We start from the raw sequence: 13,985 nt of genomic DNA, 5'->3' as shown, positions 1-13,985 counted from the left end.
CCTGAACCGCGGTGACCGGGGAGTCACGAACCGCGATCAGGTGGAGCCTCGGCGGCGCCGCGTCGGTGCTGGCGATCACCTGGGTGACCAGGCTCGTCGGCCTGGCGGCGGTGGTGTCGGTCGTGCTCCCGGCGGGCCGCCGGGGGTTGCGCGGGCACATCGCGGACTGGCTCGAGCTGCCGCAGGAGGCCACCGTCGCCGCGGCCACCGTGGTGCTGGTCACCGGCGTCCTGCTGGTGCTGCTGGCCGCCGGGTTGCGCCGGCGCAAGCGGCGGGCCTGGCAGCTCGCGGTGGCCACGACCGTGCTGCTCGCGCTGGCCCACTTCGGGCTGCGGCACGTGGTCGGCGCCGGGATGGTCTCGGTGGTGCTGTTCGTGCTGCTGGTGGCCAACCGGCGGTACTTCATCGCCCTGCCGGACCCGGTGACCGGGAAGTGGCGGGCGGTGCGCGTCTTCGTGCAGCTGCTGCTGGCCGGGTTCCTGATCAACCTGGTCCTCCTCTCGGTGGCCTCGCCGACCGTGCTGGCCCCGCTGGACTTCCCGGGCCGCCTGGCGGAGTCCGCGCTGGCGCTGGTCGGGGTGTCCGGGCCCGCCGAGTTCCACGCGTTGTGGCTGGAGGACCTCAGCGCCGCGGTCGGGCTGCTGTTCGGGCTGGGCGCCGTGCTGATCGCCGCGTATTTCGTGCTCCGATCCGCCGAACCGTCACCGCACCTGTCCCCCGAGGAGCAGACCCGGCTGCGCGAGCTCCTGGCTCAGCACGGCGAGCGCGACTCGCTGGGCTACTTCGCGCTGCGGCCGGACAAGTTCGTGGTGTTCTCGAAGTCCGGCAAGGCGGCGGTGACCTACCGCGTGATCGCCGGGGCGGCCGTGTGCTCGGCGGACCCGCTCGGCGACCACGAGGCCTGGCCGGGCGCGATCGAGGAGTACCTGGCGGTGTGCCGGCGGCACGGCTGGGTGCCCGCGGTGCTGGGCTGTTCCGAGCTGGGGGCGACGGTGTGGTCGCGCTTCGGGCTGGACGTGCTGGAGATCGGCGACGAGGCCGTGGTGGACACCGAGACGTTCACCCTGGACGGCCGGATCATGCGCGGTGTGCGGCAGGCCGTGTCCCGGACCAAGCGGGCGGGGTACAAGGTGCGCGTGCGCCTGGCCGAGGAGCTGAGCGCGGACGAGTTGGCCGAACTGCGGGCGCTGGCCGCCACCTGGCGCGGAACGGACACCGAGCGGGGGTTCTCGATGGCCCTGGGCCGGATGGGCGACCCGGGCTCGGTGCTGGTGACCGCGGAACAGGAGGGCCGGGTGCGCGGGATCCTGCAGTTCGTTCCGTGGGGACGGCACGGGCTGTCGATGGACGTGATGCGCCGCGACCGGACCGCGGACAACGGCGTCAACGAGCTGATGATCTCCGAACTCCTGCTGGCCGCCCGGGAACACGGGATCAAGCAGGTGTCCCTGAACTTCGCCGCGTTCCGCGCGGTCCTGGAGCAGGGCCGCCGCATCGGCGCGGGCCCGGTCGCCCGGATGTCCGCGAAACTGCTCGGCGTGGTGTCCCGCTGGATCCAGATCGAGACGCTGTACCGGTTCAACGCCAAGTTCCAGCCCCGCTGGGTGCCGCGCTACCTGGTCTTCCCCGGTGTCCGCGAACTACCCCGCGTCGGCATCGCCGTCTTCGAAGCCGAAGGCCTCGGCGGCCGGTCCCCGCGACTGCTCCGCATGCTCCGGCGGTAGGGAGGGGGGTGCTTGGTCAAGCCGCGGACCGGATGTGTACTCTATGTCGGCAGTGGTCGTTGACCTGGGAGGCTTCGCCTAGTCTGGTCTATGGCGCCGCACTGCTAATGCGGTTGGGGGTAACCCCCCTCCCGGGTTCAAATCCCGGAGCCTCCGCCGGGGTTCGGTTCGCCGAGCACCACGCCGGTCCTCGACCGGCAACAACTGAACACTGCGCCCGTAGCTCAACGGATAGAGCATCTGACTACGGATCAGAAGGTTAGGGGTTCGAATCCCTTCGGGCGCGCGTCTGGTTGAGACAGCGAAACACCAGGTCAGGGCCTTGTTCTCGGGTAGAGACGGGGCCTTGATTTGTGTCTGGGACAGGCCGTCTACCTGCTTTTGTGTGGGAAATGTGTGGGACCGCCTAGGACGCTTTCGGGCGCCCCTTCAGCGGCACCAGGGCGACAGCACGATCGACCGACTCCCGCTTCGCCTTGTCGAACAGGTGACCGTGGATGTCGTTCTCGTCACACTGACGTTCGAGTGGCCATGATCTCGGACACCACCGCGATGTCCGCGCCCGACGAGATGTGCAGGGAAGCGGTGAGGTGGCGGAAGCAGATCGGTGCTTCCTCGTTGCGGCTGGACTCAGTTCCGGGTTCTGAGCAGAGTTCGGCGGTGGCGTTCAATGCTGTCCGTGATGTCGGATTGAAGATCTGGGACGCCATCGAGGTGTTCGGCGAACCTCGGCCAGTTCAGGCGGGTCTTTTCGACGAGTTCGGTGACTTGGTCGACGAGCTCGGCACCGTTCGCGTCGAGTCGGCGTTCCAGGCGGGCGAAAGTCGCCAGCGTGGCGTTCTCGAATCTGCGGGATCCACCGAACTTGAGCCCGAGGTCTTCCTTCTCCATGTAGTGCGCGGTCGATACGAGGTCGTAGGCGGGTGACAGCGTGGGCACGCGCGGGTCGCGGTAGATCAGGGACCAGTTCTTGAGATGGGCGTCGCCGTTGGAGATCAAGATGTTGAACGCGAGCCGACGGGCGAACTCGCGCAGCGCCGGGAGGTCGCGACGACGGTAGATCAGACCGGCGACGGTTTCGAAGTTGCCGGAGTATTTCCACGTGGGATCTGGGTAGAAATTCCTGACCTGGGCGAGGTCTTCGATGTGCACCAGCCTGCGCTGATCGTCGCGATCGAATCTGCGGACGGCGTACGCCCACTGTTCGCGATGCGGCCAGAGTTCGCCCGGCAGACCTTCGATCTGATCGCGGTGCACCAGTTTGACCTCGGGCACTTGGATTCCGGATGCGGCCGCCAGGGACATCATCGTGTACTCGTTGGCCGGAACGTGACGATGTCGTGCGTCCGGCAATTTGACGATCCAGTCGCCGCCCTGGCCGCGGGCCGGGAGGGTCAGCCGCTCGCCTTCGGAGACCATCGAGAACTTGAGCGTTACCCCGGCCAGGGAGAACTTCAGCCGATGCCAGTCCTCGTCGGCGGGATCTGCCTTCTTCGGTTTGGGAGCCATGTCCCACGCCAGGTTCACACCAGCCTCGTCAGCGGGGACTACTCGGACGGCGCCGGGCAGGTCATGCCCGACCTGGGCCAGTAGCTCCATTTCACGGTCCGGCGAGACCTCCCGATCGGTCGCGATCCACTTCCGCTGGACCCCTTCCGGCAGCAGGTTGGAGAACCACGGCGGAAGCCGCATATGTGCGGTGTGCCGGGCGAGCAGATCCTGCTCGAAAATCAGACCGAGCACCGGGCGACGGGGATCGGCGCTGTAGTCGTCGTCCAACGTGAAGCGGGTGTAATCGCCGTGCTGATGCAGCATGCCGACCCGTCGGTCGTGCAGCCACACCGCGAACACCGATTCAGTAAGAGTCATCGCCGTCTTCGTCCTCGTCTACGAGCACGAAATCGTCGAGTGGCGGCGTGTTTTCAAATTCCCATTCGCACTTCGCGGAAAGGAATGACTCGAGCCTGTCGTGCAAGATCTTCTGCCGGGCGTTGAGGAAGTTTTCGGCGCTGACCTTGGCGCTGTTACTTGCTGCGACCGCATTCGCCGGAAACGCATGTGAGTCCAACATGGAGCGCCAGGTTGACTCGTTCAGAACGAGCGGTTGGTCAAAAAGCAGAGTATCCAGTTCTCCGCTTGGCACTCTTTCGTCGGGGAGTAGCACTCGGTTGGCTGCCCATTGCCACTGTTCTTTGGACACCACGCGTCGGTTGAATATGTTGTGAACGGCGTCTGCTGCCGTGGTTCGGTCCTCGAGAAATGCGGACAACTCGGAGATGTCATAGGGCTCGCCGGTGTATGGTGACCGTGGGTCCGTGCCCCACCAGGAAGCCAGCACGATCTTGGTGTCGCCGTTGCTTGTTTTGAACTTGCTCAAGTCGGGTAATGGATATCGGTTCTCGGGGACCGTCGCTAGTAGCTCCTGGATCGCGCCGGATAGGTCACCAGGGCGGATTCGAGTGTTGAGAGCCCTGGTCGTGCCGGTGTTGCCGCCCTTGAACAGGCTCGGGCCCGCCAGTGCGGTCCGCCAGTACCATCGCCTGAGCAGTTGGCGGTTGCGTTGGTCCGGTTCGGGGTAGTGTGCGAATACCCTGGTTAGCACAATCAACAGGAAGCGGTACGCGAGCATGCTGATGTGCGGGACCCCCACCTCTTCCTGCAGGAAGCTCACGGCTCGGCGCAACGCCGCTTCGCCTTCCGCGAAGGCCGCGTCGCGATCTTCCTGGGGAAAATCGACCTGCCCCTTGCGGTCTTCGGCGAACTCGAGGCGGATCTCGCGTTCGACGTCGGGACCGCGACGGGCAAGGACCGCACGCAGCACGGTGCCCTCGTCGAGTTGTCCGAAGCTCAGATCGCTACGGATGTGATCCGCGATCAGAGAGAAATCCAGATTGTCGTCACGTCGGGTTTCATCACCCGCATTGAGCGCGGCGAACACTTCGGCGCGGGTCAGGCGTTTCCCGTAGTTGTTCATCCGATCGAAGATGTCCTGAAGGACTGCTTCGTTGTCATGGCGCACGATATATGCGGGCACCTTGTACTGGCGAATAGTTGTGGCAATATTGTAGGCTTGCTCTTGAAATTCGCTTGCTTCGGAATGGTCGGTGAACCATTTGATCAATTTCGGTAGGTCAAACAATATGGGCACCGGGACCAGCCACGGCTGAGCGCTTCCGAGGCGTGTCGTGAAGCTGCCGCCGTTACGTACGTCGCACGCCAACGCGAACGGCGCGTGGCGTGCGCCTTCGGAGTTGAGTGCATTGGCCAGGCTGATGATTCGTTGCTGGCCGTCGACGACGAAATGGGCTTGCTCCAGCTCCGGCGCGGCTACTTCAAGGTGGCCCAGACGCAAGGTGTCCGCCTCGGCGTGTCGCTCCCAGAGCAGCAGGCTCCCGATTGGGTAACGCTTCACGATGCTGTCGAAGAGCTGGGCGACTTCCTTCTGCCCCCACCGGAAATCGCGTTGAAAGTAGGGCACTCGAATGTGCCCGGCCCAGGTCCGCATGACCAGGTCTTCGAGCTCGAGTGTGGTGGCCGTCTGTTGCCTGTCGAGTCCGCCGATCAACTGTTTCCTCCCGTGGTCCTCGTTCAGGATCTCAGGTGGGACCGACACTCGCGCGGCCAGCCGCGTCAGTTGCCAGATCTTCCAGTAGCTGGTCGAGGACCAGTTCCTCTTCGAGGGCGAGGTTGCTGGCAGTCATGGCAGGGGTGAGGTCGGGGTCCCAGGTCGCGGTGACCGGGGTTCCGGTGAGCGGGCGGCCCAGTTCGGAAACCGCGTGGTAGGCGGCGGTGTCGAATCGCCAAGGGGTGAGGGGTAGGCGCTCGAACAAAAAGTTGCCGATGCGGAGGCCACCCCAGTCGAAGTCGCCGTGGTAGCGCAGCCGGGCTCCCGCGTCGGTGAGGAGGCGCAGCAGGCGGAGGGTGGCGGCGCCGGGTTGGCCGTGGGTGCAGACGAGCGGTGCGCAGGCCGGGCCGAGGCGGTCGGCCGCGCTGGAGATCACGACGGGGTTCTCGCAGACCGACACCACCTGATCGGCCAGCGATAGCGTCGGCGTGTCGCGAACGAGCTGGCGCAGGGTCAGCACCACGGGCTCGCCGGTCGTGCGCAACGCGGCGAGTGCCCGGCCGGTGGGCGTCGAGGAGTCACCGGGGAGACCGAGGGTCAACACCGTGCTGGACACTTCGTCGCGCAGCAGGCCGACCGCGGCCCAGACCTCGCGTCGCCATTCGGCGCCGGAACCTTCGGGCAGTCCGGAGAGGGCTCGCGCGGCGCCGATTGTCAGCGTGGTGAGTGGACGGTTGTCGTCAAGCGCGTGCGCGCTGCCCGCCACCCGCGCCGCGAAGGTGCCCAGCGGTTCCCCGGACGCCGGCAGTTTGCGGATCACCGCGGCGAGATCGGCGAGCAGCGAACTCGCGGCGTCCGGTGTACCGGCAAGCCGCCGTACCAGGCCGGTGGTGTGCAGGTGTGCGCGCCAGTCGGCGAGGGCGGGAAGTTCGGTGACGACGGCATCCAGCGGTGCGAAGGCGTGCTGCCAGGCCTGTTCAGCAGCCGCGAAGGCCGCCGCGCGCTCGGTCACCGGGCCGGTCAGCGCGACCACCGCGGCGGCCAGGCCGTCCGGGCACGCTCCGGAGCCGCGTAGCACCTGGTCGACGGCGGCGAGGGAGACCGAGAGCGTGGCTCCGGGGCGTGGGCGGCGCCCGAGGAGCCGGTGCACGGCCGCCCGCTGGTCCGGGGTTGAGCCGGTCAAGGTCACGGAGGTGTCCAGCGGCTCGCCGCGTTCGAGTCGTCGCCGGACCCGATCGACCAGCCACGCCAGCTCCCGATCGCCGAGGAGGCGGGCCAGCCGGTCGTGGTCAATGCCCATGGCGGTCCACCCGGGTGCGTGTCCGGCCATCCCATTCCCAGTTGGTGACCAGCACGGCCGCCACGTCGTCGGTACGGGACAGTTGCGCGATGGCCAGCCCCGGGACTTCCGGATAACACCCCCATTCCCGTTCGCTCGTCATCACGACGTCCAGGTCGAACGCGGCGAGCAGGCCCAGGTACTTCGCTCGGGCGTTGTCATCGACACCGGCGAACGCTTCATCCAGGGTGACCAGGCGCGGTGCGTGTGGGCTCGTCGCCGAGGCGTAGTGCGCCGACGCGGCGGCGAACAGCGGCACGCTGGCCGCGAGCACGCGTTCCCCACCCGAGGCCGGCCCGGTCGCGGGCCGCCACTGCCCGTTCTGGTGCCGTTGGATGACGAAGTGGTTCCAGGTCCGGTAGTCCAGCGCCTCGGTCAGGTGCTCCTGCCAGGTACCGGCGGCGTCACGCGAACGTACGTCGGCGATCCTGGCCTGGAGGAAACCGCCGACCGCGGCGCGGTCCTCCTCCGACCATGCGTCGGCGGTCTGCCGGAGCAGTCGTTCCCGCGCGGCCGCCAGTTCGCCGGGACCGTCCTCCTTCGGCCGCCACGTCAGCCGCAGCCGCATACCCGTGCTCGTCGGGCGGTCGTTCAGTTCGGCGTTCATCCGGTCGACCTGCGCCTCCGCCGCCGAGATCAGCTCCTGCAGCGTGCTGGCCACCTCGTTGACCAGGTGGTTCTCCAGGATTTCGCGTTCCCGTTCGTTGAGCAGCCGTTCCCGGTCTGCGACGTCGGCGGCGAGCGCCTCGGTCAGTTCGGGCACCGACGTCGGGCGCCCCTGGAACTCCACCTCGACGACGATGCCGTCTTCCCGCAGGTCGCCGGACGCCCGGTTACCCCGTTGGGAAAGGGCGTCCTGCAGGGTTTTGAGTTCGATGTTGAGGCGGTGCTGCGCGCGCTCCCAGGCCGGATCGTCGTCCGCGACGCCGGCGAGTTCGTCGTTGACCCTTCGGGCCAGACGCATCGCCGGATCCGGTGCCCACGCCGTTCCGGGATCGGGCACCTCCAACTCGGGGAGGGCGACCGCGAGCAGGCCGGTGCCGGTGAATCGCCGGAACGACTCGGCCGCTGCGGCCCGTTCCTCGGTTGCCGCCGCCAGCTGCTGGCCCAGCGTTTCACGCTGCCCTTTCGCCTCGCCGCGAGCTTCGATCGCCGACTCCCGTTCCTGGTCCGCCTCGACCCGTTCGGTTTCGTTGGCTCGCAGCAGATCCGCGACTTCGGCGAGCTGGCGCTCCAGTTCGGCGACCGCGGCGCCGACGGTGGAAAGCAGGGTCCGGTGCCGCTCGACGGCGGCGGCGGCCTCTTCGCGCACCACCTCGGCCCGCTCCGCGCGGTCCGTGAGTTCGGCTTCGGTCGATTCGACTTCCCGGGCCGCCTCCTCGGTTGTCCGGACCGCGTCCCGCACCGATTCCCCCGCGGGCCAGAGTCCGGCGAGCCGGACCCGGTAGTCGCCCAGTGACGCGTCTACTTTAGACAATTCGGCCGGGCTGGCGGGCAGGTTGGCATCGGCGGCGTCGTGGTCCAATGTGGACTGGGCGTCCGTGAAGGCCTCGCTCGCCGCGTTCGCGGTTTCGGCGGCTTGCCGCTGACGGCTCCCGAGACGAACGTACTCCCCCGTGAGCATTGCCACCGTCGCATGGGCCTGGCACAACGCGGTGTCGGAAGGAACGCCGGTGACCTCCGTCGTCAGCGTTTCCTTCCGCGTTCGCAATTCCGCACGGGACTCGTCGATCTCGGCGAGCTCCGCCTCCACCAGCGTTCGCTGGGCGCCCAGCTCGGCGAGCCGGGCGCGGCGGGCGGCTTCCCGGGCGCCGCGACCGATGAAGGTCGCGGCCGGTTTGTGCCACGCGCCTTCCAACACACCGATCCGGAACCGGCCGTCGGGTTTGACCCAAGTCTCGCCGTCCTGTTCATCGAGCCCGATCGACGAGAGCAAACGCATCACCGTGGCATCGGAGATCGCGTCCGCGCGAGGATCCTCCCGGTCCACAGCCGGGCGAAGTATCCCGAGGAGCCCGCCGAAACCGCGGCCGTCGGCCCGGAGCACTACGTCGTCGGTCCGTGCGGACAGGGCCTCGCCCTCCGGGGTGACCCAGGCGTCGAGGATTCCCGCTGCTTCCAACGCGGCTTCGAGTCCCGCGCGGTCGGCAGGGTCAACGTGCTCGGTGAAGTCCACGAGCTGCCACATCGGGGCGCCCGCTCGGCCGGCGCGTGACGCGACGTCCCGCGTGTGGAGCGGCGGCGGCACGCTGTCCTCGCCGCGTTCCAGGCGCTGAATCTCCTCGACCAGTCCGGCCAGCCGTTCGGTTGCGGCCCCTCGCCGGGATTCCAGCACCGCATCCGCCCTGGTGAGCTGGTCGGCGGCGCTCTGTCCCGCGGAGCTGATCGCGGACGTGGCGGGGTTCGGCCCGTCCAGTGTTTCCACCCACAGCTCCAGCTCCGCGAGGGTGGCGGCCGGATCGGGCAGCCGGAGTTCGACGGCGACGTCGAGGTGACCGCGCACGGCCGAAACCAGTTCTCCGCCTCGCTCGGCGAGAACGGTGTCGGCGTCCGTTCGCCGGTCGGTGAGCTCGCTCATCTCCGTTTCGAGTTCGGCCACCCGCCGCCGTGCATCTGCGAGAACACGCCCGGCTTGCTCCTGGGCGGCGATCAATTCGCGGACGTGGCCGATCGCCCGCTGCTGACGATCGGCGATCTGCTCCGCGACTCGACGCAGGTCACGCAGATCCGGGTCGTCGTCCAGCGCGGCGTCGATCCGCTGGGTGTGCGGTTCGGCGATCCGAGCGGCGGCAGCGGCCGAACCGGTGGCCTGGCGTGCGGCGACGAGCGCTTCCCGCGCGGAATCCAGCCGCCGTTCGGCGTCGGCGAAGCGCTCCTTGCGGGTGCCCAGTGCCCTTGCGGTCCTCTGCCGCTCGCGATCGAGTCGCGTCGCTTCTTCGTCCAGTCGTTTCGCGTCATTCGCGGCCCGTTCCAGCTCACCCGCACTGCGCATCTCCGGGCTCGCCCGGAGCGCGCCGTCGCGGGCTTGCAGGCGGTTCCGGGCCGTGGCGAGGTCGGTGAGCCGGTCCTTGGCGGCTTGCAGCGCCGCACCGGCGCGGTGGAAATCGGCGTCGGCCGCGGACAGTTCCTCGCTGACCCGCCGGTAGACAGCCTGTGCGTTTCGGGGAAGCGCGGCCCGGCGACGAGCGGCGATCCGGGCGTACCTGCGGTAATGCCCGAGGAACGACTTCGCGGCGCCGTGGGCCTCCGTCATCGCCACCAGGGAATCCCGGTCCTCCTCGAGGGTGCGGAAGGCCTCGGCGACATCCGCGACCACGGCCTGGTCGAGCGGGGGCAGGGCCTCGGTCAGCGCCGCGGACAGCGCCTTCTCGCTGGGGCGTTTGGACAGCTGCGGCTGCCGGAGGTGTACGAGAAGGTCGACGAGGGCGCCGTAACGCTGCTCGCCGAGCCCGAACAACGCCTCGTCTACCGCCCTCCGGTAGTCACGCGCCCGGTCGTAGGCGGCGCCGTGCTCGCCGAGTGCGTCGATCAGCCGGTCCCGGGACAACGCGGTGCCGGTGGCGTCCACCAGGTCCAGCTCCAGGCCGACGCGTTGGGTGGTGCTGAAGAACCAGTGCCGGGCTATTCCCCTGCCGGAGACCGCCTTCAGCCCGCAGCCGAGCGTGCGGAAATGGGCCGTGCCGTGCTCGTCGAGACGCCCGAACTCCAGCCACGTGTAGCCGAGCCGTTCCGGATACGGGTGCGCACCACCGAGGAGGAGGTTCCACTCCATCTTCTTCTTCGGATCGGCATCGGGTTCGACCCGGTGCGGCGCCAGTTCGCCGTCCAGGAGGAAGGGCAATGTCAGGGCGAGAACCTTGGATTTCCCGGTTCCGTTGTTGCCACGCAGTAGCAACCGGCCGTCGCGGAACCAGAATTCCTCGGTGTCGTAATAGAAGAGGTCGACCAGGCCGGCGCGGAGCGGCTGCCAGCGTGGGCGTACGGGTTCGGGAAGGTCACGGGTCATGCGGAGTCTCCGATGGTCGGCTCGGCCAGTGCGTAGCGGGCCAGCGCGGGGAACGCGGTGACGAAATCGGGTGTCCGGTAGACCAGCCGCAACGCCTCCAGCCGGTCCAGCGCCACCGTGGTCAGTTCGACCTCGGCTCCCGGTTCGCCGGCGTTGCGCCGCCAGTAGGACCGGTGTTCGCGAGCTTGGCGCCGGACGTATTCACGCAGCTCCTCGATGCCGACCGCACGGTCGGTGTTGCGCGCCAGGTGCTCGGCCAGCAGGAGCGTGGCGTGGCCCTCGGTGCCGGTTTCCGGCATCCGGACGTCGGTGAGGTCGTCGAAGGGATCCACCATGGCGATCCCCTCGGCGCGGGCTTCCGCCACCAGCCCGGTGAGTTCGGTGATCCGGGCGGTGATCGCCGCCCGCTGGCTGGTCAGATAGGCGATCTCGGCCTCATCCAGTTCGTCGTAGTAGAGCACGGTCTCGTCGAGCAGGCGCCGGGTGAGGCGGTGCCGGATGCGCTGGTTGCGCAGGTCTTCGGTGGTGGCGGGGACTTCGGCGGTCAACGCGGTGAGCCGCTCCTCGAAACCCTGTGAGTCGATCGTGGACGGTCCGCGCGGTGCGGCGAGGAGCGCGGCGAGCACCCGGCGTTCGACGTCGTAGAGCACGTCACCGGTGTCCTTGACGAAGGCGTCCTCGTCACCGGCCACCCGGCTGAGCACGCCGAGGTCGAGCAGCAGTCGGACGACGGCGACCAGGTCGGCGCGCTCCTCCCTGCCCTGGAGGGTGAAGGCGGTGCCGGCTTCGACCAGAACGGGATCGGTGGCGCCGAGCACGACCAGTTCGGCGAGCCGGCCCAGGGTGATCTGCGCGTCGGCGCGGTCCAGCGCGGCGAGCGCCAGGCAGGTCAGGACGTATCGGCGCCTGCCGAAGGCTTGTTTCGAACGCACGTCTCGTGCAGGGTGCGTGTGGTCGTCGTTGGTGGCGGGGTTCTTCACCAGCCTGGCCACCTCACTGTCCACCACGAGGCGCCAGCCGGTGTTGCGGTCGAACCATTCCCGTAACCGGGGGCCGTGTTTGCGCACCAGCAGGAACGCGTCCGGATCCGGCCCGGAGGCGCGCAGCAGAGGGCGCCGGAGCAGCGCGCGGGCGGCACGCCGCTGCTCGTCGGCACGGGTGGACGACAGCGCGTCCGCGAGCGAACTCATGCGGTCCTTTCCTCGAATACGCTGGGGCCGGTCAGATCGACGATTTCGACCAGGTGGTCGGGACCGCGGAAGACGCCGTCCGGGGTGTGGATCTCCGCCTGGTCGTCGCCTTCCAGGGCGGTCAGCCGGATCGCCATCGTTCCGTCCGAGGTGGTGGTCTCGACCACTCGTTGCCCCGGGACCCTGGCGGCGAGCGCGTCGCCGAGCAGGGTGAGGAAGAGTCGGAACACGGACGGATCGAGACTGCCGAAGTCGGCGAGCCGGGTCGGATGCGTCGTGGCCAGGGCGGACCGGGCGGCGGCGGTCTCCTCGGCTTCGCGTGCCGCGAGTTCGGCGAGGCGCCGGCGCTCGCCGGATCGATCGAGGACCCGGTTCGGCTTGCCGCGGCGTTCGTAGCTGCCGGTCTTGCGCAGTCGGGGGCTGATCGACAGGGGAGCCGCCTCGGCCCAGGGCGTTGTCGCCGGGACGGGGTTGAGGGCGCGCTCGTCGAGTGTCTCGGCGTCCACCGTCAGATGGCGTGCCGGGGAGAGTCCGAAGGCCGAGCGCCACAACCGGTGCAGCGACGGCTCGTCCGGCGCCTGGGCGAACCACCGAGCGAGATTCCGGAAGTCGGCGGACCGATCGGAACGGCCCGCTCGCCGTTCGTTCAGGGTGGTCACCGCCTGCAGCAACTGTGGAATCGCGGCGCGGGCCTGGGAACGCAGCAGCTTGGCCTGGCTGGGGTGGTGCGGCTCGCTGACGAACCACCGGCGAAAGCCCTGCCAGCGATCCCGCCACAGCACCTGGCCACGCTCGAACTCATGTCGGCGCGGATCGTCCGCACTTTCCTCGGCCGCTCCGGGCGCCGCGTCCTCCGCTTCACGCCACGCGGCCGTGTCCAGAAGTCGATCGACCCCGGCATGCTCGGTGGCGTCGACGAGCGCCGCGATTTCCGAACCGGTGCTGACCAGGTCCTTGATGAAGCGTTCGAGGTAATCGATCAGGCGGTCTTTGTAGGCGAGGAAAGCGTCCGCGTCGGCATCGTGTAAATCGATGGTCCGGTGGAGTGAACCCATGAAGGCCTGGGCGTTATCCGCGAGATCGGTGAACCGATCGACCAGAATGCGCAACGACAGGTGCACCTTGGCCGGGTCGGCGTCGGACTGCTCGGCCAGCTCGAGAAGTGCGCGTAGCTGCGTGGCGATATCCGTGAGCGCGACGGCCTGCAGTGCACCGCGCCTGCCGAGGGCCTTGTCGTACGTCTCGAGCGCCTGCTCCGCGGCCTCGCCGGCGCGGGTGAGCTGGTAGAGAAATCGGGCGCGATGGAAGTCCTCGACGGTGGTGACTCGACTGGTGTCCGGATCGGCGCGGAGGTTGCCCCACTCGACCAGGCGGCTGAGCGCGTCGGTGATGACGAGCGGGTCGAGGTTGCCGTCAAGGACCTCTCCTACGTCCTCCGGACGCATGTGCACGGCGAACCGGCGCTTCGCTTGCAGGATGGCGCGCATGATCCTGCGGTACAGCTCGGCGTTGGGCGCGGACAGGTGGGCAAACGGCCGGAAGTCATGATCGGTCACTGCGGTCACCCCTTCTCTCGCGTGCTGTCGAGGCTACGACCGGCCACCGTCAGTTCCCGGGCTGGTCGGCAGCTCCGCGCGAAGGTTCCACCCGAGATCGGGTTTTCCCTGATCAGGTGGGGTAGCTGCACAACCACGACCCCCCGTGTCAGGTGGGGTTACGGGGCGTGTAATCTTTTCCTCGTCGCCAGGGAGACCGGGCGGCGCGGGAACACGAACCAAGCTCCCACCTCGTGTGGTAGAGTGGGTGGTCCCAGTTTGGCGTGAACGTTGCCCCCAAGAATCGACGAGATTTCGAGTGGGGTAGGGTCTGCGCCGAAACCAGAAGCAAAACCATTTGCGTGTTGTTTGAGAACTCAACAGTGTGCTTAGTGAACTAAGCCAGTAGAGCTTTTATGTTAACCCTCGTTTTGGGTTTTCTTTGAGTGATTATTTTCGTCATGATTGAATTCTGATGCATTGTTGGAGAGTTTGATCCTGGCTCAGGACGAACGCTGGCGGCGTGCTTAACACATGCAAGTCGAACGATGAAGCCCTTTCGGGGGTGGATTAGTGGCGAACGGGTGAGTAACACGTGGGTAATCTGCCCTGTACTTTGGGATAAG

The 13,985-nt window shown here is 67.9% G+C and carries 7 protein-coding genes, 2 tRNA genes and 1 rRNA gene; 4 read left to right on the top strand and 6 right to left on the bottom strand.

The features are described 5' to 3' along the window. Positions 1-11: 11 nt before the first annotated feature. From FXO23_RS47710 to FXO23_RS47700, 3 genes are all read left to right on the top strand, one after another. A complete protein-coding gene (locus FXO23_RS47710) occupies positions 12-1,724 on the top strand; it encodes a phosphatidylglycerol lysyltransferase domain-containing protein (protein ID WP_158895341.1) in 1,713 nt (570 codons plus the stop codon). 67 nt (positions 1,725-1,791) lie between these two features. Beyond that, a tRNA-Ser gene (locus FXO23_RS47705) sits at positions 1,792-1,880 on the top strand. A 57-nt stretch (positions 1,881-1,937) separates the two neighbouring features. Beyond that, positions 1,938-2,010 (top strand) — tRNA-Arg (locus FXO23_RS47700). A gap of 344 nt (positions 2,011-2,354) precedes the next feature. Here the strand turns inward: FXO23_RS47700 and FXO23_RS47695 are convergent. The 6 genes from FXO23_RS47695 to FXO23_RS47670 are packed head-to-tail and all read right to left on the bottom strand — an operon-like array spanning position 2,355 to position 13,380. Next, positions 2,355-3,593: a type II toxin-antitoxin system HipA family toxin gene (locus FXO23_RS47695; protein WP_158895339.1), complete on the bottom strand. Its 1,239-nt coding sequence runs from the start codon at positions 3,591-3,593 to the stop codon at positions 2,355-2,357. Then, entirely contained in the window at positions 3,580-5,289 is a 1,710-nt protein-coding gene (locus FXO23_RS47690) for a DUF262 domain-containing protein (protein ID WP_246258543.1), read from the bottom strand. Before FXO23_RS47690 ends, FXO23_RS47695 begins: the two co-directional genes overlap by 14 nt. A 31-nt stretch (positions 5,290-5,320) precedes the next feature. Next, the gene (locus tag FXO23_RS47685; protein ID WP_158895337.1) at positions 5,321-6,589 is read right to left on the bottom strand and encodes a TIGR02679 family protein; all 1,269 of its coding nucleotides are present in this window, start codon (positions 6,587-6,589) and stop codon (positions 5,321-5,323) included. Further along, positions 6,579-10,634 carry a TIGR02680 family protein gene (locus tag FXO23_RS47680; RefSeq protein WP_158895335.1) on the bottom strand — a complete coding sequence of 1,352 codons (4,056 nt, stop codon included), beginning with the start codon at positions 10,632-10,634 and terminating at the stop codon, positions 6,579-6,581. The genes FXO23_RS47685 and FXO23_RS47680 overlap by 11 nt, the downstream gene beginning before the upstream one ends. Beyond that, positions 10,631-11,824, bottom strand: coding sequence for a TIGR02678 family protein (locus tag FXO23_RS47675; protein WP_158895334.1), 1,194 nt, complete (start codon positions 11,822-11,824; stop codon positions 10,631-10,633). Before FXO23_RS47675 ends, FXO23_RS47680 begins: the two co-directional genes overlap by 4 nt. Further along, positions 11,821-13,380 carry a TIGR02677 family protein gene (locus FXO23_RS47670; protein WP_158895332.1) on the bottom strand — a complete coding sequence of 520 codons (1,560 nt, stop codon included), beginning with the start codon at positions 13,378-13,380 and terminating at the stop codon, positions 11,821-11,823. The genes FXO23_RS47675 and FXO23_RS47670 overlap by 4 nt, the downstream gene beginning before the upstream one ends. A gap of 459 nt (positions 13,381-13,839) precedes the next feature. On the opposite strand from FXO23_RS47670, the gene FXO23_RS47665 reads away from it, so the two are divergent. Then, a 16S ribosomal RNA gene (locus FXO23_RS47665) occupies positions 13,840-13,985 on the top strand; the annotation flags it as partial.

Source organism: Amycolatopsis anabasis, assembly GCF_009765355.1.
GTDB classification, from domain to species: domain Bacteria; phylum Actinomycetota; class Actinomycetes; order Mycobacteriales; family Pseudonocardiaceae; genus Amycolatopsis; species Amycolatopsis anabasis.
The sequence above is the reverse complement of the archived record's forward strand: the minus strand, read 5'-3'. Positions and strand labels throughout refer to the sequence as shown.